Annotated in this window: 17 protein-coding genes; 3 read left to right on the plus strand and 14 right to left on the minus strand. The window is 66.8% G+C overall.

Annotated elements, in window-relative coordinates:
* Nucleotides 1-100 precede the first annotated feature (100 nt).
* From infB to rimP, 4 genes are all read right to left on the minus strand, one after another.
* Nucleotides 101-3,031 carry a translation initiation factor IF-2 gene (gene infB, locus GUV69_RS07610; protein WP_164201148.1) on the minus strand — a complete coding sequence of 977 codons (2,931 nt, stop codon included), beginning with the start codon at nucleotides 3,029-3,031 and terminating at the stop codon, nucleotides 101-103.
* Between the two features lie 152 nt (nucleotides 3,032-3,183).
* The gene (locus GUV69_RS07615; protein ID WP_244292652.1) at nucleotides 3,184-3,573 is read right to left on the minus strand and encodes a YlxR family protein; all 390 of its coding nucleotides are present in this window, start codon (nucleotides 3,571-3,573) and stop codon (nucleotides 3,184-3,186) included.
* A 189-nt stretch (nucleotides 3,574-3,762) separates the two neighbouring features.
* Nucleotides 3,763-4,743 (minus strand): transcription termination factor NusA, encoded by a 981-nt coding sequence (nusA, locus tag GUV69_RS07620; protein WP_164201151.1) that lies wholly within the window; start codon nucleotides 4,741-4,743, stop codon nucleotides 3,763-3,765.
* The gene (gene rimP / locus GUV69_RS07625) at nucleotides 4,743-5,357 is read right to left on the minus strand and encodes a ribosome maturation factor RimP (protein WP_164201153.1); all 615 of its coding nucleotides are present in this window, start codon (nucleotides 5,355-5,357) and stop codon (nucleotides 4,743-4,745) included. The genes nusA and rimP overlap by 1 nt, the downstream gene beginning before the upstream one ends.
* Nucleotides 5,358-5,463: 106 nt before the next feature.
* Here rimP and GUV69_RS07630 point away from each other — a divergent pair, with 106 nt between their 5' ends.
* The 3 genes from GUV69_RS07630 (at nucleotide 5,464) to GUV69_RS07640 (ending at nucleotide 8,587) form a co-directional block, all read left to right on the plus strand.
* Nucleotides 5,464-6,705, plus strand: coding sequence for a DUF4439 domain-containing protein (locus GUV69_RS07630; protein ID WP_164201155.1), 1,242 nt, complete (start codon nucleotides 5,464-5,466; stop codon nucleotides 6,703-6,705).
* A gap of 81 nt (nucleotides 6,706-6,786) precedes the next feature.
* Nucleotides 6,787-7,515, plus strand: coding sequence for a VIT1/CCC1 transporter family protein (locus GUV69_RS07635; RefSeq protein WP_164201157.1), 729 nt, complete (start codon nucleotides 6,787-6,789; stop codon nucleotides 7,513-7,515).
* 7 nt (nucleotides 7,516-7,522) lie between these two features.
* On the plus strand, nucleotides 7,523-8,587 hold the full coding sequence (locus GUV69_RS07640; RefSeq protein WP_164201159.1) for an aminoglycoside phosphotransferase family protein: 1,065 nt from the start codon (nucleotides 7,523-7,525) through the stop codon (nucleotides 8,585-8,587).
* On the opposite strand, the gene GUV69_RS07645 is transcribed toward GUV69_RS07640, so the two are convergent.
* The 10 genes from GUV69_RS07645 to GUV69_RS07690 all read right to left on the minus strand — a co-directional run bounded on the left by GUV69_RS07645 (nucleotide 8,571) and on the right by GUV69_RS07690 (nucleotide 18,814).
* Nucleotides 8,571-9,965, minus strand: coding sequence for a pyridoxal phosphate-dependent decarboxylase family protein (locus GUV69_RS07645; RefSeq protein ID WP_164201161.1), 1,395 nt, complete (start codon nucleotides 9,963-9,965; stop codon nucleotides 8,571-8,573). The two genes, GUV69_RS07640 and GUV69_RS07645, sit on opposite strands and share 17 nt — an antisense overlap.
* 52 nt (nucleotides 9,966-10,017) lie before the next feature.
* Complete coding sequence (locus GUV69_RS07650; RefSeq protein ID WP_164201163.1) at nucleotides 10,018-10,812, minus strand: sulfite exporter TauE/SafE family protein; 795 nt, start codon at nucleotides 10,810-10,812, stop codon at nucleotides 10,018-10,020.
* 9 nt (nucleotides 10,813-10,821) lie between these two features.
* Nucleotides 10,822-12,630: a proline--tRNA ligase gene (locus GUV69_RS07655; protein WP_164201165.1), complete on the minus strand. Its 1,809-nt coding sequence runs from the start codon at nucleotides 12,628-12,630 to the stop codon at nucleotides 10,822-10,824.
* Between the two features lie 342 nt (nucleotides 12,631-12,972).
* Nucleotides 12,973-13,863, minus strand: coding sequence for a GNAT family N-acetyltransferase (locus GUV69_RS07660; protein WP_164206325.1), 891 nt, complete (start codon nucleotides 13,861-13,863; stop codon nucleotides 12,973-12,975).
* Complete coding sequence (gene ispG, locus GUV69_RS07665; protein ID WP_164201167.1) at nucleotides 13,826-14,992, minus strand: flavodoxin-dependent (E)-4-hydroxy-3-methylbut-2-enyl-diphosphate synthase; 1,167 nt, start codon at nucleotides 14,990-14,992, stop codon at nucleotides 13,826-13,828. Before ispG ends, GUV69_RS07660 begins: the two co-directional genes overlap by 38 nt.
* A 46-nt stretch (nucleotides 14,993-15,038) precedes the next feature.
* Nucleotides 15,039-15,332, minus strand: coding sequence for a YciI family protein (locus GUV69_RS07670; RefSeq protein ID WP_164201169.1), 294 nt, complete (start codon nucleotides 15,330-15,332; stop codon nucleotides 15,039-15,041).
* Between the two features lie 44 nt (nucleotides 15,333-15,376).
* Nucleotides 15,377-15,940, minus strand: a complete 564-nt coding sequence (locus GUV69_RS07675; RefSeq protein WP_164201171.1) for a hypothetical protein — start codon at nucleotides 15,938-15,940, stop codon at nucleotides 15,377-15,379.
* Nucleotides 15,937-16,659: a MarR family transcriptional regulator gene (locus GUV69_RS07680; RefSeq protein ID WP_164201173.1), complete on the minus strand. Its 723-nt coding sequence runs from the start codon at nucleotides 16,657-16,659 to the stop codon at nucleotides 15,937-15,939. The genes GUV69_RS07675 and GUV69_RS07680 overlap by 4 nt, the downstream gene beginning before the upstream one ends.
* Nucleotides 16,660-16,737: 78 nt before the next feature.
* Entirely contained in the window at nucleotides 16,738-17,436 is a 699-nt protein-coding gene (locus tag GUV69_RS07685; protein ID WP_164201175.1) for a DUF423 domain-containing protein, read from the minus strand.
* A 46-nt stretch (nucleotides 17,437-17,482) separates the two neighbouring features.
* The gene (locus tag GUV69_RS07690) at nucleotides 17,483-18,814 is read right to left on the minus strand and encodes a M50 family metallopeptidase (protein ID WP_164201178.1); all 1,332 of its coding nucleotides are present in this window, start codon (nucleotides 18,812-18,814) and stop codon (nucleotides 17,483-17,485) included.
* Nucleotides 18,815-18,816 lie beyond the last annotated feature (2 nt).

Below are 18,816 nucleotides of genomic sequence, written 5' to 3' on the forward strand. Positions count from 1 at the left end.
AAGGGGCGGGGCGCCCCCAAAACTCGGAGGCTCCCGGGTTGGGCTGAGGGCGGGGCCGCCGGAAAGAATCCGACGCCCCCGACCCGTCAAGCAACGAACCTTAGACGCGCGGCTTTTCGCGCATCTCGAAGGTTTCAATGATGTCGCCTTCGGTGATGTCGTTGAACGAACCAAGTCCAATACCACACTCGAAGTCCGTGCGGACCTCAGTGGCGTCGTCCTTGAAGCGCTTGAGCGTCTCAACGGTGAGGTTGTCACCGATGATCTTGCCGTCGCGGCTGACGCGGGCCTTGGCGTTGCGCCGGATGACACCGGAGCGAACGATCGAACCTGCAATGTTTCCGAACTTCGAAGAGCGGAATACTTCGCGGACCTCGGCGGTGCCCAGCTGGACCTCTTCGTACTCCGGCTTGAGCATGCCCTTGAGGGCCATCTCGATGTCATCAATTGCTGCGTAGATGACGGAGTAGAAGCGCATGTCCACGCCTTCGCGGTCTGCCAGTTCGGCAACCCGCTCGGCAGGCTTGACGTTGAAGCCGATGATGACGGCGCTGTCCACCGTCGCCAGGTTGACGTCGTTCTGCGTAATAGCACCAACGCCGCGGTGGATGACGCGCAGCTGCACGCCTTCGCCGACGTCGATCTTGAGCAGTGCGTCTTCGAGGGCTTCCACGGCACCGGACACGTCACCCTTGAGGATGAGGTTGAGGGTGTCGATCTTGCCGTCGGCCACGGCCTGGTCGAAGTCTTCCAGGCTGATGCGCTTGCGGCGCTTGGCCAGGGCGGCGTTACGGTCGGCTGCTTCACGCTTCTCGGCGATCTGGCGGGCGGTGCGCTCGTCAGCGGTCACAAAGAAGGTGTCGCCGGCGCGCGGCACGTTGGACAGACCCAGGACCTGCACGGGGCGGGACGGGCCGGCCTCGGTCAGGGCGCTGCCGTCGTCGTCGAACATGGCGCGGACACGGCCGTGGGCCGTACCGGCAACGATCGTATCGCCGACGCGCAGTGAACCGGACTGCACCAGGACGGTGGCCACGGAACCGCGGCCCTTATCCAGGTTGGCTTCGATCGCGATGCCGCGGGCGTCCTTGTTCGGGTTGGCGCGCATGTCCAGGGCAGCGTCTGCGGTCAGCAGGACAGCCTCGAGCAGCTCGTCAATGTTGAGGTTCTGGCGGGCAGAGACCTCCACGAACATGGTGTCGCCACCGTATTCTTCGGGAACCAGGCCGTACTCGGTCAGCTGGCCGCGGACCTTGTCCGGGTTGGCGCCTTCCTTGTCGATCTTGTTCACGGCCACCACGATGGGCACATTTGCTGCCTGCGCGTGGTTGAGGGCTTCAACGGTCTGCGGCATCACGCCGTCGTCCGCTGCGACCACCAGGATGGCGATGTCAGTGACCTTCGCACCACGGGCACGCATGGCGGTGAACGCCTCGTGGCCCGGAGTATCGATGAAGGTGATCTTGCGATCCTGGCCTTCGTGGGTGTGCGTGACCTGGTAGGCACCGATGTGCTGCGTGATGCCGCCGTGCTCGCCCGCCACAACATCGGACTTGCGGATGGCATCGAGCAGGCGGGTTTTACCGTGGTCAACGTGGCCCATAACGGTCACAACCGGAGGACGTGCCTCCAGGTCTTCGTCGCCTTCAGCTTCCAGCTCTGCGTCGAAGTCGATGTCGAAGGTGGAGAGCAGCTCGCGCTCCTCGTCCTCCGGCGACACGACCTGGAGCTTGTAGCCAAGCTCCTCGCCGAGCAGTGCGAAGGTTTCCTCATCCAGTGACTGCGTGGCCGTGGCCATTTCACCAAGGTGGAACAGGACAGTGACCAGTGCTGCGGGGTTTGCCTCGATCTTGTCGGCAAAGTCCGTGATGGACGAACCGCGGCGGAGCCGCACTACGGTGTTGCCGTCGCCGCGGGGTACGCTCACGCCACCCAGCGACGGGGCACTCATCTGCTCAAGTTCCTGGCGCTTTGCGCGCTTCGACTTGCGCTGCTTGCCACGGCCTGCGCCGCCCTTACCGAAGGCACCCTGGGTGCCACCGCGACCGCGGCCACCCTTGCCGAAGCCGCCGCCGGCGGGAGCTCCGCCACCGGCACCGGGAGCGCCGCCTGTACCTGGAGCGCCACCGGGGCGTCCGGGGCCACGGGCTCCGCCACCGGGACGCCCTGCACCAGCGGGTGCGGGACGCTCGGTGCGGTTGGGCATCATGCCCGGCGTGGGACGGTTTCCACCGGCACCTGCGGGACGGGGTGCACCCGGACGGGGCCCACCTGCACCGACAGCGGGACGGGGCCCGCCTGCACCGGCTGCGGGACGGGGACCACCCGGACGGGGGCCACCTGCACCGGCTGCGGGGCGCGGACCACCGGGACGGTCGCCGTCGGGACGGCCACCGGCGCGGGGCATGCCCTGCGAGGGAGCGAAGGGGTTGTTACCCGGACGGGGAGCGCGTTCTCCGTCGCCGCCGCGGCCGCGGGGCATGCCCTGGGACGTGGCGAACGGGTTGTTGCCCGGACGGGGACCGCCGGGACGCGGAGCAGAGCCGCCCTGCGAAGATCCGCCGGAACGGGAGGGTGCCGCCGGGGTTTCAGCCTTGGGTGCCGGACGGGCACCCGGCTTGGCACCGGTGGACGGGGCGCTCGCGGCCGGAGCCGGGGCAGCGGGTGCTGCGGCGGCAGGGGCTGCAGGCGCGGCGGGTGCAGCCGGAGCTGCTGCTGCCGGCGCTGCGGGAGCGGCGGCAACGGGAGCTGCGGGGGCCGGTGCTGCCGGAGCCTTGGGAGCTGCGGGACCCGGAGCGGGTGCTGCGGGACGTGATTCTGCCGACGGGGCAGGCGCCTTGGGCGCGGCTGCCGGAGCTGCGGTTTTTGCCGCGGCGTCGGGGTAGGCGTTGCGGAGTTTCCGCACCACCGGGGCCTCAATGGTGGAAGAGGCGGAGCGAACGAATTCGCCCAGTTCCTGCAGTTTTGTCACTGCATCTTTGGAAGTAATACCGAGCTCTTTAGCGAGCTCGTGTACGCGGACCTTGGCCACATTTCTCCTGTCTCGGTCCGCACCGAGCCAGGCACGAACCGTCTACTTCTTACTGCGGGCCCCAGCCGCGGTTGCGTCTGAAGGGCCCATTGCAGAGCGCAACAAAGTTGTCATCGTTGCGCACTCATCGCTGGGAACTCATCGGGTTTCCATCAGTTTTCTGACCCGCTTTCAGGTTGGACGGTTTTTGCTGCATCTGCCAGAGGCATGTGCTGTGGCATTTGCAGCGGGCCGGCGGCCTGCTGACCTGCCAGGATCCAGCGTTCGACGGCGGTGGCCCCGGTTGCGCCGTTAAGGGCCCTTCCGAATGCTCGCCGTTTGACCGCCAGGGCCAGGCACGTTTCGCTGGGGTGCAGCCATGCACCCCTGCCAGCCATCCGGCGTCGTACGTCTACCAGCACTGCGGTGGAACCGCTGCCTTCGGCGACGAGCCGGAGTAACTCAGACCGTGGAGCCTTCTTCCGGCATCCGATGCAGGTACGCTGCGGTTGATCCTCGCTGTGTTGATTCGCGCTGTGAAGCACTTCTGCCACGGTGAGCATCTTCCTGACGTTCATTACTGCCGGCCTAGAGGTCCCGCGCCGCAAGTCTGCGGAACGGGAAAACTCAGGGCACACAAATACCGGCCGTTAGGCACGGCCAATGTCTATTCTAGCCCCTCCGGGCCGTTCTGCCCGAAACCGGTGTGCCGGCCGCCGGTATCAGCAGGCGGCCGGCACACCGGAAGCGGGTTAGCTTTCGCGTGGCGCGGCGGCGTCCGAGACGATATCGATCCGCCAGCCAGTGAGCTTGGCCGCCAGGCGGGCGTTCTGGCCCTCCTTGCCGATGGCCAGGGAGAGCTGGTAATCCGGGACCACCACACGGGCGGAGCGGGTGGCTTCGTCGATGATGGTGACCGAATTCACGCGCGACGGGGACAGCGCGCTGGCAATAAAGGTTGCGGGATCTTCACTGAAGTCGACGATGTCGATCTTTTCGTCGTTCAGTTCGTTCATGACCGCGCGGACGCGGGAACCCATTTCGCCGATGCAGGCACCCTTGGCGTTAATGCCCGCGGTGTTGGCCTTGACGGCGATCTTGGTGCGGTGTCCTGCCTCGCGGGCCAGGGCGACGATTTCCACGGAACGGTCCGCGATCTCCGGGACCTCCAGTTCGAAGAGCTTCCGGACCAGGCCCGGGTGGGACCGGGACAGGGTCACGGAGGGGCCCTTCGTGCCGCGGTGGACATCGATGACCAGGGCGCGGAGCCGGTTGCCGTGGGTGTACTTCTCCCCCGGCACCTGCTCGGGCGGCGGCAACAGGGCTTCGACAGTGCCCAGGTTGACCTGGATCATGTGCGGGTTGTTGCCCTGCTGGATCAGGCCGGCCACCAGTTCGCCCTCGCGACCCTTGAATTCGCCGAGGATGTTGTCGTCCTCGACGTCGCGCAGGCGCTGCAGGATGATCTGGCGGGCGGTGCTTGCCGCGATCCGGCCGAACCCGGCAGGCGTGTCCTCGAACTCGCCGATGGGGGCGCCGTCGTCGTCAATTTCCACAGCCCAAATAGTCACGTGGCCGCTCTTGCGGTCAAGCTCGGCACGGGCTTTCTCGAAAGCACCGGGCGACTTGTGGTACGCCACCAAAAGGGCCTGCTCGATGGTGGGGATCAGGAGGTCCAGCGGGATCTCGCGCTCACGCTCCAGAAGTCTCAGCGCGCTCATGTCAATATCCATCAGGCCTCCTCAGAAGGTCCATTGTGCTCAGGTTCCAGACCAGCTTCTTCAAGGTGGCTGAATTCGATCTCGACTTTTCCGTTACGGATCCTGTCGAAAGGAAGTGTTTGGGGCTCGCCTTGCTTGGGCTTCATGCCCTTCTTGACCGCGATCTCGGGAACGATGGTCACGCCGGCGTCGTCCACTGACTGGACCCTGCCCATGACGTTTTCGCCCTGGATGACATTGACCTTGACCATGCGGCCCTTGGCCCGGTGCCAGTGCCTGGGTTCGGTCAGGGGACGGCCGACACCCGGGGAGGACACCTCGAGATCGTAGGGACGCCCGTCGTCGGCAGGATCGTTGTCCAGGATGTCCGACAGGACCCTGGAAATGTCAGCGATGACGTCCAGGTTCACGCCGCCGGTTTCCTCCTGCGGCAGGTCGACCACCACGTGGACCACACGGTGCGAGCCCGGAATGATGGAGACGTCTTCGAGGTAGAGGCGGTTGGCCTGGACCGCGGGTTCCAGCAGGGCCCGGAGCCGTGCGGCTTCCGGATTATAGGCGGGCGCAGCTTCAGCCGTACCCGATCCGGTAGGGTCTGATGAAGTCGTGGCTTCTGCATTGCTCACGATGCCGGCCGCCTTCCAATAGATGATGTTGTGACTACTAGACTAGCGATTTTCCGGCCGCAGTGGTGCACGGCGGCGCCCCCCAAGCGTGACAACATGGTCTGTTGTGAACGACGACACCCAGGAATCCGGCCGCCGCAGACGTTATTTCCGGTACGCCGTTTTCACCCTCGCCGCAGTCCTTGTGGTCAGCCTGGGATTCGTCCTGATCCCCCGTGAGCCTGACGATCCCGCGCCGCCGGCGTTTTCCGAGCAGGCCAGGGCCGCGGCGTACTCGGATGCAGTGATGCTCGGGGCTGCTGTGCACGAACTGCAAGTCGCGTCCGATGCCGGCTCCCCGGCTGGTCAGGCCGGCGCTGTTTCCGAATCCCTATCCTTCGCTTTGGGCCGCACTGTGACTTTGCTGACTGTCCAGGCGCGGGCCCTGATGCTGCCCGATAGTTTGGCCGCCGCCGGGGCTGCCACTTCGTCTGCGTCTGCTTCCGCTTCTGCATCGCCGTTTACGCCGCCGGTTGCGCCGGCGTCCACCACCGCCGGACTCGCGGCTGCCCTGCACGCGAGCGGTGTGCGTCGCATCAGTGACGCGGGAACGGCCGACGGCGGCCCCGCCCGGCTGCTCGCCGGCGTGGGGACCGCGCAGATTCTGGCAGCCGAGCAACTGGCGGTTGCCGCCGGTATTCCGCTGGAGGCATCTGCTGATGAGGCATTGCCCTCCCCTGCATTGCCCTCCCCTGTGTCGGCTTCTCCAGGGTCGGCAGCAACCGCGGGCTGTACCCCCGCGGCGACAGGCGGCAGCGCGGCTTCAGGTGGCGGCACTGCCGGCCAGGCGTCCGCCCTCACCGCCATCCTCGACGCCGAGCTGGAGCTGGTGTACGCGTACCAGGCTGCCCTCCCGCGGCTTGGCCCCGGCTCCGCTGCTCCGGCGTCGGACTTTCTGGCCCGGCACGAAGCACTGCGCGACGAAGCGGAAGGCATGGCTGCCCGGTGCGCCGTGCTTCCCCCGACGCCGGCGGGCTACGTGCTGGACCAGCCGTTCCTGACAGACCCGGCAGCCGCCCTGGGCGCCATGGAGGCGGCAGCCCTCCCTGTCTACGGCGACGCAATTGCTCTCAGCGACGGCGCCGTGCGGGCCTGGGCGGTATCCGCATTGCAGGCCGCCACCCGCAGGACGGCGCACTGGGGCGCCCCGCTGGGCCCGGTCCCCGGCGTGGTCCTTGACGAAGCACGGCTGCCGGAGCTACCCGGGCCGCCGGAACAGCAAGAGCTTCCGGAACAGCCAGTGCTTCCGGAACAGCCCGGGACAACTACCGCCAACGGCACTGCGCCCGCGGGCTCCCGGCAGCCCTGACCCCTGCCTCCGGCGGCCGAAATGTCGTCGCGGAACCCGCCTGCAGTGGCCAGCCACCTGCACTAATGATTTGCTGGAGGCATGGACAACGCACCGGTGCCCGCTCTTCATGAGGACGAGCCACACCACAACGACATCGCCCACCGCCTCAATTGGCTTCGTGCCGGTGTGTTGGGTGCCAATGACGGAATCGTGTCGGTGGCAGCCATCGTGGTTGGTGTAGCCGGCGTGACCAACGAACCGGGTCCGATCCTGGTGGCCGGCGCTGCCGGCGTCGTTGGCGGCGCTATCTCCATGGCCCTGGGCGAGTATGTGTCCGTCAGCAGCCAGAAGGACAGCCAGCAGGCACTGATTCAAAAGGAACGCCGCGAGCTGCTGGAACAGCCCGAAGAGGAGCTCGCCGAACTCGCTGCGATCTATCAGTCCAAGGGGCTCAGCGTGGAGACTGCCCTGACCGTGGCGCGGGAACTCACGGCTCACGACGCCCTCGGTGCCCATCTGTCCGCTGAGCTCAACATCGACGAGACGGACATCGTCAGCCCCTGGCACGCCGCGTTTGCCTCCGCCATGGCATTCCTGGTGGGCGCCGTCCTGCCCATGCTGGCCATCCTTCTCCCGCCCGCGGACATCAGGGTCCCGCTCACCTTCGCCGCCGTCCTGGTGGCCCTTGCCGCCACGGGGGCGCTTGGCGCCTGGATCGGCGGCGGGTCGAAGTGGCGGGCCGCTGTCAGGGTGGTGGTGGGCGGCGCCCTGGCCCTGGTTGCCACGTTCTCCATCGGTAATCTGCTCGGGGCAAGCGGCGTCCTGTGAGCCTCCAGTGAGCGTCCGAAGCACTGTCCTGATCCCGCCGGCCCTCAGCGTGCGGTACAGCCGCGACAGCGCAGGACGGGCGTGGCTGGGCTCCCTCCCCGGACTGATCCAGGGACGGCTGGAGCATTGGGAGCTAACTGTGGACCTGCCTGCGGGAGCATCCCCGTGGCATGGCCACGGCGGCGTTGTGATCCCTGTCCGGCTTCCGGACGGGAGCCCGGCGGCCCTCAAGGTTGCCTTTCCCCACGACGAGGCCCGGCTGGAACGCCATGCGCTTGCCCTGTGGGGCGGAGCCGGCGCCGTCCGCATGCTGGATGCCGACGCCGGAACGTGCGCCATGCTGCTCGAGCGGCTGGATGCCGGCTCCTCGCTCCAGACGGTGCAAATGGACGAAGCGGCTGCTGTATGGGGCAGCCTCGTGCGGCAGCTCAGCCTGGTGCCCGACCACCGGCCCGCCTGGCAGGAGTTCGACCACATCGCGGGGCGGGCAGAACAGTGGAGCGATGACCTGCCCGCCGACTGGGAACAGCAGGGCAGGCCCTTCCCGCGATGGCTGCTCGAGGCCGCACTGGAGGTCTGCCAGACCCGCGGGGCAGTGGGCCGCCGCTCGGGCCGGGACGTCCTGGTGCACACTGACTTCCACTTTATGAATATCCTGGCCCGGCCCCGGGCATCCGCTGCTGACGGCGCCGGCAGGTCTGCCGGCTTGAGCTACGTGGCAATTGACCCGCAGCCCATGATCGGCGAACCCGAATTCGCGGTGGCCCCGTTGCTGTGGAACCGCCTGGGCGACCTGCCGCGGAGCGATCCCGCTGCAGGGCTGAACCAACGGTGCCTGGACTTCAGCGCCGCCGCAGGCTTGGATGCGGACGCCGCCCGCCAGTGGGCGGTGGCCCGGGAAGTGGAGAACGCGCTCTGGTACGCCTCCCGGCCAGGCCATCGCGGGGATATGCAACGCTCGCTGTGGGTGGCCAGCACGCTTGCCGGGCAAACCCTGGACGGCCTTCCCGCAGCGCAAGATTTGCCCGAGCCGTCGGCAGCGTCCGGGGGGAGCGTCAGCCCGCGGCCCTGACTGCTGCGAAAGCCGAGCGGACCGCCTCGACGGCCGTCCCGACGTCGTCCGCATCAGTGCTCCAGTTGCTGACCGAGACGCGCAGGACGTCCCGGCCCTGCCAGCGCGAACCGGACATCCAGACCTTGCCGTCCTCAATGACCTTCGCCGTGACGGCGCGTGTGGTGGCATCATCGCCGAAGGCGAGCGACACCTGGGTGTAGCCGACGTCGTTGAGTACCTCGATGCCCTCAAGCGCAGCCAGCTGCTCCGCCAGCTGACCGGCGCGCAGCACCAGCCCGCGGACCTGGTGCGCCACACCCTCCCGGCCCAATGATCGCAGCGCTGCCCAGACCGGCACGCCCCGGGCCCGGCGTGAGAGTTCGGGCACCTTTTCCAGCGGGTCGGCAGCACCGTCGGCGGCCTGGATCAGGTAGCTGGCATGCACGCCCATGGCGGAGCGCAGGGCGGCGGCGTCCCTGACAACGGCTATGCCGCAGTCATAGGGGACATTGAGGGTCTTATGCGCGTCGCTGGCCCACGAGTCCGCCAGGTCCATCCCGGCAGTGAGCGCGGCAAGTTCGGGCACGGCGGCTGCCCACAGCCCGAACGCTCCGTCCACGTGGACCCAGGCACCGTGTGCCTTCGCGACGCCGACGGCTTCGATGAAGGGATCAAAGGCCCCCGAATGCAGGTTCCCCGCCTGCAGGCAGACGAGGACCGGACCGGAGCCTGCGGACAGTTGCCGGTCGAGCCCGCCTGGCACAATCCTGCCTTGCCGGTCGGAGGGCACAACAGCCGGCCGCCCCAGCCCCAGGTACCGCAGGGCGAGGTCAACCGAGTCGTGCCGTTCCTGGCCTACGAGGCAGCGGAGGCGCGGTGCGCCGAAGAGCCCGTCGCGTTCCAGGTCCCAGCCGGCGCCCGTGAGGAGGCTCCAGCGCGCGGCAGCCAAGCCGGCGAAGTTGGCCATCGTGGCTCCGGTGACAAAGCCGACGTCGGATCCGTCCGGGAGGCCCAGGAGGTCCACCAGCCAGCGGCCCGCAGCGTCCTCGATGGCCGCCATGGCGGGTGCCGAGACCCGGAGCACCGCGTTCTGGTCCCACGCGCTGACCAGCCAGTCGGCGGCCAGGGCGGCAGGCAGCGTTCCGCCGATGACCCAGCCGAAGAACCGCCCGGAGGGCATGGCCATCAGCCCGGGTTCGGCCTTGTCCGCCAGGTACTCCACGACGTCAGCGGCAGGAAGGCCCCGGGAAGGGAGGGGACCGCCGAAGGCTGCTGCGAGGTCCCGGGCGCTTTGGGCCGGTCCCACATGCCGCGCCGGCATGCTCTCCAACCACTCGGCCGCCCGACGGGCCGCGGCCGACAATGCTTCCGAATAAGGTTCGCCGCCTGCGGACATACCTGCATGCTACGCCGGGCCAGAGGGGGCTGCGAGGGATCCGCCTACCCTGTCAGGCGAAGTTTTCCTGCCACACGTCGACGCCGAGTTTGATGATCAGGGCGCCCACCACCACCAGGAAAACCACCCGGATGAAGCCGCTGCCCTGCTTCACGGCGGTGCGTGCCCCGAGATAGCCGCCGGCCATGTTGGAAACGCCCAGCACCAGGCCCACACCCCACAGGAGCGATCCATGGGGAAGGAAAAACAGCAGGGCGCCGGCGTTGGTGGCCATGTTCACGATCTTGGCTTTCGCGCTGGCTTCCAGGAAGGCGTAGCCCATGGCGGAGACCAGCGCGATGATAAGGAAGGAACCGGTTCCCGGACCGATCAGGCCATCGTAAAAGCCGATCACGGCACCGATCAGGCATGCCACCACATAGTGCTTGTGGCCGTCATGACGCAGCAGGGTGATGTCACCGACGTTGGGCTTGAGGGCCGTGAAGAGTGCGACGGCGATCAGCGCGGCCACGATGATCGGTTTGAAGACACTGGCCGGCAGCGTAGCGGCCAGCACCGCGCCTCCGAAGCTGCCGGCCAGGGCAATAACCGCCATGGGGATGGCCGTCCGCAGGTCGGGTTTGACCCGCCCGTAGTACGTCACAGCACTGGTGGTGGTGCCGAAAATTGATCCCATTTTGTTGGTCGCCAGCGCCTGGACCGGCGTGATTCCGGGGACCAGCAGCAGGGCGGGCAGCTGGAGCAGCCCGCCGCCGCCCACCACCGCATCCACCCAGCCCGCGGCAAATCCAGCCACCACGATCAGGATGATGGTGGTGAGCTGGATCGACTCGAACCCGGAGATCACCTCCGGAGATCAGCTACGGACGGCGGTGACTACGTAGTCAACGGCCTTGTCCACCGCTACGTTCTCCGCTTCGCCGCTGCGCCGGTCCTTGATCTCCACCACGCCGTCCACCAGGCCCCGGCCGACGGCGAGGATGGTGGGGACACCAACCAGTTCGGCGTCGCCGAACTTGACGCCCGGTGAGACCTTGGGACGGTCATCATAAATAACGTCCAGCCCGGCGGCCTCCAGGTCGAGGGCCAGTTTCTCCGCGGCTGCGAAGATTTCCTCGCCTCGGCCCACAGCCACGACGTGGACATCGGCGGGGGCGACGGCGCGCGGCCAGGTCAGGCCCTTGTCGTCGTGGTTGGATTCGGCCAGGGCCGCGACGGCGCGCGTCACGCCCACGCCATAGGAACCCATGGTGACAACAACCTGCTTGCCGTTCTGGTCCAGGACCTTCAGCTCGAGGGCTTCGGCGTACTTGCGGCCAAGCTGGAAAATGTGGCCCATCTCGATGCCGCGGGCGATTTCCAGCGGACCGGACCCGTCCGGGGCCTGATCGCCTTCGCGGACGTCCGTGCATTCGATGACGCCGTCCCAGCCGAAGTCGCGTCCGGCAACGAGTCCGAACACGTGCTTTCCGGCCTCGTTGGCACCGGTCACCCACGCGCTTCCGCTGACCACGCGGGGATCGACGAGGTAGAGGAGCTTGGTCGCGCTGTCGCTTCCCAGCAGGGGTTCCTCCAGCGTCATGCCGGGGCCAAGGTAGCCCTTGACGATGAGGGGCTGCTTCTTGAGGTCGTCGTCGTTGGCGGCTTCGAGTCCGATTTCGCCGGCGATGGGCAGGAAGGAACCGATGTTGGCTTCGACACGCTTCAGATCCACCCCGCGGTCACCCGGGAGGCCAATGACAACCAGCTGGCGTTCACCGGTGGGCAGGGTGACGGCCAGGACAACATTTTTGAGCGTGTCTGCTGCCGTCCACGGGCCGCCGTCGGCCTCGGTACGGGGGGCGAGCACGTTGGCGGAGGCCACCAGGGTGTCGATGGTGGGGGTATCCGGGGTGTCCAGGACTTCGGCCGCCGGGGCACCGCTGAAGTCGATGTCCGCCGGCACCACCGTGGTCACTGCCTCGACGTTGGCTGCATAGCCGCCCGCAGACCGCACGAAGGTGTCCTCGCCGACCTCGGTCGGGTGCAGGAACTCCTCGCTCTTGGAGCCGCCCATGGCACCGGCGGTAGCTGCGACCGGAATGACTTCCAGGCCCAGCCGCTCGAAGATGCGGATGTAGGCCGCGCGGTGCGCGGCGTAGCTGGCGTCCAGCCCGGCGTCGTCCACGTCGAAGGAGTAAGAGTCCTTCATGATGAACTCGCGGCCGCGCAGCAGGCCTGCCCGGGGCCGCGCTTCGTCGCGGTACTTGTTCTGGATCTGGTAGAGGCTCAGGGGCAGGTCCTTGTACGAGGAGTACAGGTCCTTGACCAGGAGGGTGAACATTTCCTCATGCGTGGGAGCCAGCAGGTAGTCCGCACCTTTGCGGTCCTGAAGCCGGAAGAGGCCCTCGCCGTATTCGGTCCAGCGGTTGGTGGCCTCGTAGGGTTCCCGCGGCAGCAGGGCCGGGAAATGCACTTCCTGGGCACCGATCGCCGCCATTTCCTCGCGGATCACCGCTTCGACCTTGCGCAGCACACTCAGCCCGAGGGGCAGCCACGTGTAGATGCCCGGTGCCGCGCGCCGGATGTAGCCGGCCCGCACCAGGAGCCGGTGGCTGGCCACCTCGGCATCGACGGGATCTTCACGCAGGGTGCGCAGGAAAAGCTGGGACAGTCTTGTGACCACGGGCGGGTATCCGTTTCTGGGGAATGGCTGCTGGAAGCAGAGCCGGGCAATTCGTCTGGGTACTAATCTACCGGCAATCCGCGCTCCGTCCCGCAGTCCGCAGTCCCCCGGCCCCGGAGTCCCGCAGTCACGCAATAGAGCCACGCCCGGAATACAGAGCCCCTGGCCGTGAACGGCTGGTCATTGCATTCAGGCGTGGCTCTACGGCCGTTGACGCTTAGATACTGGTGAGGACTGGTGAGACCGCCCACCCACTCCAGCGCAGCTAGATCGAACCTATGTGTTGGCGGGCACCTTTGACAAGGAATTTCTCCATTCGAAGGTTTTGACGGGCACGGAAGCCTAAAACAAGACGGTTGCGAACGTGCCGACCTGCTGGAACCCCACCCGTTCGTAGGTGGACCGTGCGCGGAGGTTGAAGCCGTTGACGTAAAGACTGGTCACCGGCGCCAAAGCACGGGCCTTCTCCACTACTGCTGCCATGTAGCCCGCGCTCAGCCCCTGGCCGCGGTAGCCGGGGTTCATCCAGACACCCTGGATCTGCGTAACGTCGGCCGTGACTGCTCCGAGTTCGGCCTTGAACACCACTTCACCGGAGTCGTTGACGTGTGCCAGTGAATGGCCCTGGCGGATGAGGCCCTCCACACGGCGGCTGTAGAACTCCTTGCCGCCGAGGAACGGCGAGTAGCCCACTTCCTCTTCGAACATGGCAGCACAGGCCGGCAAAATGCGGTCAAAATCGGCCAGCCTGCCCAACGCGAGATCAGTGTTCGGCTCCACCGCCGGCGGACCGGAGAGAGTCATCAGCGGCTGCTCATCCCGCACCTCGTGGGCGGCATGCCCCAACTCAGCCAGCTCAGCATAGAGGGCGAGGACTGAGGCCGCAGGACCGAACGCGGAGGCAAAGCGGCGGCCGGACGCGCTCGCCGTTTCTGCTACCAGCCCGGCAAACCCGGGGTCCAGTTCCACCGGAACGAGGTTCGCTCCCGCCCAGCACGCGCCCAGGAGGATGCCGTCGTCGAACACGCCCAGAACAGCAGCGCCGCCGGTGGTGGGCGCCGCTGACCCCGCCGTCCTGAGATGGGCGAGGATGAAGACATTGGCTACCGGATCCTGCAGGGCAAGGCGCCGGAGGGCCGGGGTGTCCGCGCCGGAAAGGGCACGGACGGTGACCCCCTCCGGTTCGGCGTCGGGTTTATGAGACGCTAACCACGGGGCTACCTTTGACAGCATCTTCGCCATCGGCCTCCCCCATCTCCTCGGCAATGCGCATGGCCTCTTCGATCAGTGTCTCAACAATTTCACTCTCAGGCACAGTCTTAATGACTTCGCCCTTCACAAAGATCTGGCCCTTGCCGTTGCCCGAGGCCACGCCGAGGTCGGCTTCACGGGCTTCACCGGGTCCGTTCACCACGCAGCCCATCACGGCCACGCGCAGCGGAATCTCCATGCCTTCCAGTCCGGCGGTGACTTGCTCGGCCAGAGTGTAGACGTCCACCTGGGCACGTCCGCAGGACGGGCACGAGACGATCTCCAGCTTGCGCGGACGCAGGTTCAGGGACTGAAGGATCTGGTTGCCCACTTTGATTTCCTCCACCGGCGGGGCCGAGAGGGAAACGCGGATGGTGTCGCCGATGCCCTTGGCCAGGAGTGCCCCGAAGGCGGTAGCGGACTTGATGGTCCCCTGGAAGGCCGGTCCGGCCTCGGTGACGCCCAAGTGCAGCGGCCAGTCACCCTTCTCCGCGAGCATCTCGTAGGCCGCCACCATGATGACGGGGTCATTGTGCTTGACGGAGATCTTGAAGTCGTGGAATCCGTGCTCCTCGAACAGCGATGCTTCCCAGACTGCCGACTCAACGAGGGCTTCCGGTGTGGCCTTGCCGTATTTCTTGAGGATCCCGGGTTCCAGGGAGCCGGCGTTGACACCGATCCGGATGGACGTTCCGTGGTCCTTTGCCGCGCGGGCGATTTCCTTGATCTGGTCATCGAACTTGCGGATATTTCCCGGGTTCACCCGCACTGCCGCGCAGCCGGCTTCGATCGCCGCAAAAACGTACTTGGGCTGGAAGTGGATGTCCGCTATCACGGGGATCTGGGACTTGCGCGCGATGATGGGCAACGCCTCGGCATCGTCGGCTGACGGGCAGGCAACGCGCACAATGTCGCAGCCCGACGCAGTCAGCTCCGCGATCTGCTGCAGGGTGGCGTTGATGTCCGTTGTGGGGGTGGTGGTCATGGACTGCACGCTGATGGGCGAGTCCGAGCCGACTCCCACCGAACCCACCTTGATCTGGCGCGTCTTACGGCGGGGGGCGAGGACAGGCGGCGGTGCTGACGGCATTCCCAGGCTGACCGAGGTCACGTGGACTCCTTGGGTAGGTATTTCGGGAGGAAAAGTGGTACGGAGATCAGGACGCGTGCGGGGCCAGGAGGCCTATCACGGGGGTCCATTCGGCAGTGCGGATCCCGGCGATGGTTCCGGCAATGGCGAACGGGTCCTGCTTGAGCAGCTCGTTCAGCCGGGTTTCGTCCTGGACCTTGAAGATCAGCAGCGCACCCGCCCCGTCACCATAGGGTCCGCTGGTCAGCAACTGGCCGCCTTCCGCCAGGCCTGCCAGCCACGCGCGGTGCGCAGGGCGGTGTTCATCAAGGGCGGCGGTGGAATCGGCGGCGTACACGTACTCAACGGCAAAAACAGTCATAAGGACACCCTATCGCCCGGGGCGGGCTGCCGCCGATCCGAAACCTACTGCAGCAAGAACACCTTCACGATCGCTCCGGTGCCGGCCGCCCACAGCATCGACGTCAGCGTTCCAATGATGAACCGCTCTGCAGCCACCGGCGTTTCCTTGAGTTCGGCAAACCTGCCCAGGCCCTTGATGGCCACAATGTAGGCAATAGCCACCGGCTGCCCGGTCAGGATGGCCAGGCAGACGCCCAGACGTTCGAGCACCCCGATAATGGCACCGCCGCGCAGAATTCGCTGGGCCGGAACTGCGGGACCCGGCTGCCCGGGACCTTCAGCTTCCGGGTGGGTGGCGTCCGACGGCGGCCTGTCGCCGCCCGCTGTCAGCTCGCCGTCAACGGTCTGACCGGGCTGCTGATCATCCGCCGGAATGTCCGGCAGGTTGTCCACCGTCACATCTGCTGACGGATCCTGGCCGGAGTCACGGCCGGCGGCACCGCCGGCCTTCGCTGCGGCGTCGGCCTTGTCATCGATGGTCCTGGCCAGCCGGAACACCAGCGAGGTCACAGGCCAGCCCGCAAAACCCGCCACCAGGAGGGCCGCTGCGATCCAGAGCGCGTTCACCGGTTCCCCTCGGTCGAAGTATCCCCTACCTGGACTGTCCACGGCGCAGGAGCCCCCGACGGAGCAAGGATCCGGGCGTGGGCGCACTCCAGGAGCATGGCGGCGGCAGGCCTGGCAGCTGCCTCTTCCGGCCAGCCGGACCGCAGCAGGGCACGGCTTACCGACTGCTCGGTGATCCCCAGCTCCCGGGCCACATGTTTCTGGCTGCCGTGACGGCCTTCGCCGCCCTGGTAGGCGCGCAGGCTGTCCACCACGCGCCACTGGGCCGGCGTGCGTTGCTGCACAACGCGTCCCAGCAAGCGGAGCACCGCCTGGGCGTGTGCACTGGTCATGGCGCCCTTCCCGGCATCGGGAGGTAGGTCCCGGCCACGTCCCATACTGCCGGACACCACCGACAACGGCACCTGGGCCGCCGCGCCCTTGGCCAGTTCCACTGCTTTCCGCGCTGCCACAAAGCCGCTGCCGGTGCCTTCCCGGGGGCTGCCGCCGGGAACCAACTGCACCGCCCCGATCCCGATCCCGACGTACCAGTGTCCGTCCCGGAGCGCATGGAGCGCTATGTCCACGACGTCCGCAGCGTGTTCCACAACACCCTGGAGCTCATCGCCTACCGAACGCTCGAACGGGGCAGGTGTGAGGCTGTCCAATGCGGAAATCAGGCCTGGAACCCGGTCCATGTCTGCAGTGCTTCCGCGCTGGTCGATGGTCAGTACGTACATGCCATAAACCGTACGCAGGCAAGAGGAAATAATCAATCACTAATAGCTGATTATTAAAAATCAGCCATCTATGGCTGATTATCTGGAATCAGTCGTCAGCCGCTGTGATTCCGGCGGAACAGCGCTCCGCCGGGTCGCCTCCCACGCCATCCACACCGCGGCAACTCCCATCAGCAGGCCCCCGGCACTCTGGGTAGGCAGGCTGCTTCCGGTGGTGGCCTGCCCCAGGATCACGCCGAGGACATAGAACAGCACGGCTCCTGCCGCCCAGAGCACCCCGGCCCACCGCGGCAGGACCCGGGAACGCCATACTGCGATCCCCAGCAGGAGGTTGCCGGCACATGCCAGCAGGAGGCCCAGCAGGAACGCCCCGTTCATCGATCCCGGGAATTCCAACTGCATCACGTCCTGGTTTCCAGCCAGGTAGGCCTTACCGATGGCGGGAGTGGCGAACGTGGAAATCACAGCGGGCACCAGCAGCAGTGCGGTACCGGCCACTGCACTGACCATTGCTGTCAACGCGAGGCCTCCGGCCCGGCTGCCGGCAAGGCAGCACCCCAGCGCAAAGGTCCCCAAGATGGCCAGGATGGTGCCGCCGGTGCCGCCCAGCAGATGGCCCATCTGGTACGAATCGGAGCTGACGAAGCGGGCCCAGGCTTCCGGGTCCCGGGCCGCGTCCGGCTGTGGCTCCAGCGAGGACCAGGCTGTGACGAACCAGGAAACGGCCAGCGCCCACAAACCGGCCTGGACCCAACGGCTTACTTTCTGCGGGCTCATTTTTGTTCACCTTTCTCCGCGAAGGCATCGGGCAGCGCGAGGCATCTCAGCCGAAGAGGTTCACCGGCTTCACAATGTCCGCGTAGATCAGCAGTGCGCTCATGCCCATCAGCAGCACGGCCACCACATAGGTCACGGGAAGCAGTTTGGCGATGTCGAAAGCTCCCGGGTCCGGTTTGCCGAACAGCCTGGCCACCTGCCGCCGTGCCCCCTCATAGAGCGCTCCGGCCACATGCCCGCCGTCGAGCGGCAGCAGCGGGATCAGGTTGAAGACCGCGAGCGCAAAGTTGAGGCCGGCCAGCAGGCCCACCAGTGCGCCAAGCCTGGACTGGAGCGGCACCTCTTCCATGGCCGCCACTTCACCGGCTACGCGTCCCACGCCCACCACGCTGATGGGACCGTTCGGATCGCGCTCTTCCTCGCTGAAGGCGGCCTTTGCCACGCCGACCACCCTCGCGGGCAGATTGAGGACAACCCCCGCCACCTGCCTGATGTTCTCCCCCGCCATGGGCAGGACGGACGACGCCGGCTGGGCCACCAGTTCGGTCTGCGCGCCGATGCCGAGGAAGCCCACGTCCTGGTACAGGAGATTGCCGGCGTCATCCTTTGCCTGGCGTCCGTCCACGCCCACAACGGGGCGGGCGGACAGGACGGGGGTCACCGTGGTGGTAACCGGTCCGCCGTCGCGCTCCACGGTGATGGCGACTTCCCTGCCGGCGGAGGCGCGGATCCACTCGGTCAGCTGGTCCCAGCCCGTGACTGCTTTTCCGTCAAAGGAGGTGACCACATCGTTCGGCAGGAGCCCGGCAGCCGCAGCGGGAGTCAGCTGGCAGTCCGGCGAATCGGGGTCCACCGTCTGCCCCGCAGCCACCTGGCACTTGGACACATCGGAAATGGTGGTGGTGGCTGTGGCCACGCCAAAGCCCATCAACAGGACAGCGGTCAGCACCACGCCGATCAGCAGGTTCATGACCGGGCCGCCGAGCATCACGATGATTTTTTTCCAGACCGGCAGGCGGTAGAAGACGCGGTTCCCGTCCTCCGGGCCAACCTCTTCGTGGGCCAGGGACCGCGCCTCCGTGGCCAGTGTCTGGAACATGCCGGTGCTGGAAGGCCGGACCGTTCCGTCGTCCTTATTGGGCGGGTACATCCCGATCATAGACACGTAGCCGCCCAGCGGGATTGCCTTCACACCGTATTCGGTCTCGCCTTTGCGCCTGGACCAGAGCGTGGGGCCGAAGCCGATCATGTACTTGGTGACGCGCACCTTGAACAGCTTGGCGGGCACCAGGTGCCCCACTTCGTGGAGCGCAATGGACACGGCAATGCCGATCGCCACAAAGACGACGCCGAGGATAAAAAGGAGGATGGGGCTCATGC

Origin of the sequence: [Micrococcus luteus] ATCC 49442 (assembly GCF_010367585.1) — a bacterium.
Taxonomy (GTDB): Bacteria; Actinomycetota; Actinomycetes; order Actinomycetales; family Micrococcaceae; genus Arthrobacter; species Arthrobacter luteus_A.

What these genes read in the sequence shown, in the direction of transcription:
- GUV69_RS07645 (WP_164201161.1), bottom strand. Translation starts at nt 9,965, where the DNA reads ATGTCCGCAGGCGGCGAACCTTATTCGGAAGCATTGTCGGCCGCGGCC.
- GUV69_RS07690 (WP_164201178.1), bottom strand. Translation starts at nt 18,814, where the DNA reads ATGAGCCCCATCCTCCTTTTTATCCTCGGCGTCGTCTTTGTGGCGATC.
- GUV69_RS07660 (WP_164206325.1), bottom strand. Translation starts at nt 13,863, where the DNA reads ATGCTGTCAAAGGTAGCCCCGTGGTTAGCGTCTCATAAACCCGACGCC.
- GUV69_RS07685 (WP_164201175.1), bottom strand. Translation starts at nt 17,436, where the DNA reads ATGAGCCCGCAGAAAGTAAGCCGTTGGGTCCAGGCCGGTTTGTGGGCG.
- GUV69_RS07680 (WP_164201173.1), bottom strand. Translation starts at nt 16,659, where the DNA reads ATGTACGTACTGACCATCGACCAGCGCGGAAGCACTGCAGACATGGAC.
- nusA (WP_164201151.1), bottom strand. Translation starts at nt 4,743, where the DNA reads ATGGATATTGACATGAGCGCGCTGAGACTTCTGGAGCGTGAGCGCGAG.
- GUV69_RS07635 (WP_164201157.1), top strand. Translation starts at nt 6,787, where the DNA reads ATGGACAACGCACCGGTGCCCGCTCTTCATGAGGACGAGCCACACCAC.
- GUV69_RS07615 (WP_244292652.1), bottom strand. Translation starts at nt 3,573, where the DNA reads ATGCTCACCGTGGCAGAAGTGCTTCACAGCGCGAATCAACACAGCGAG.
- GUV69_RS07670 (WP_164201169.1), bottom strand. Translation starts at nt 15,332, where the DNA reads ATGACTGTTTTTGCCGTTGAGTACGTGTACGCCGCCGATTCCACCGCC.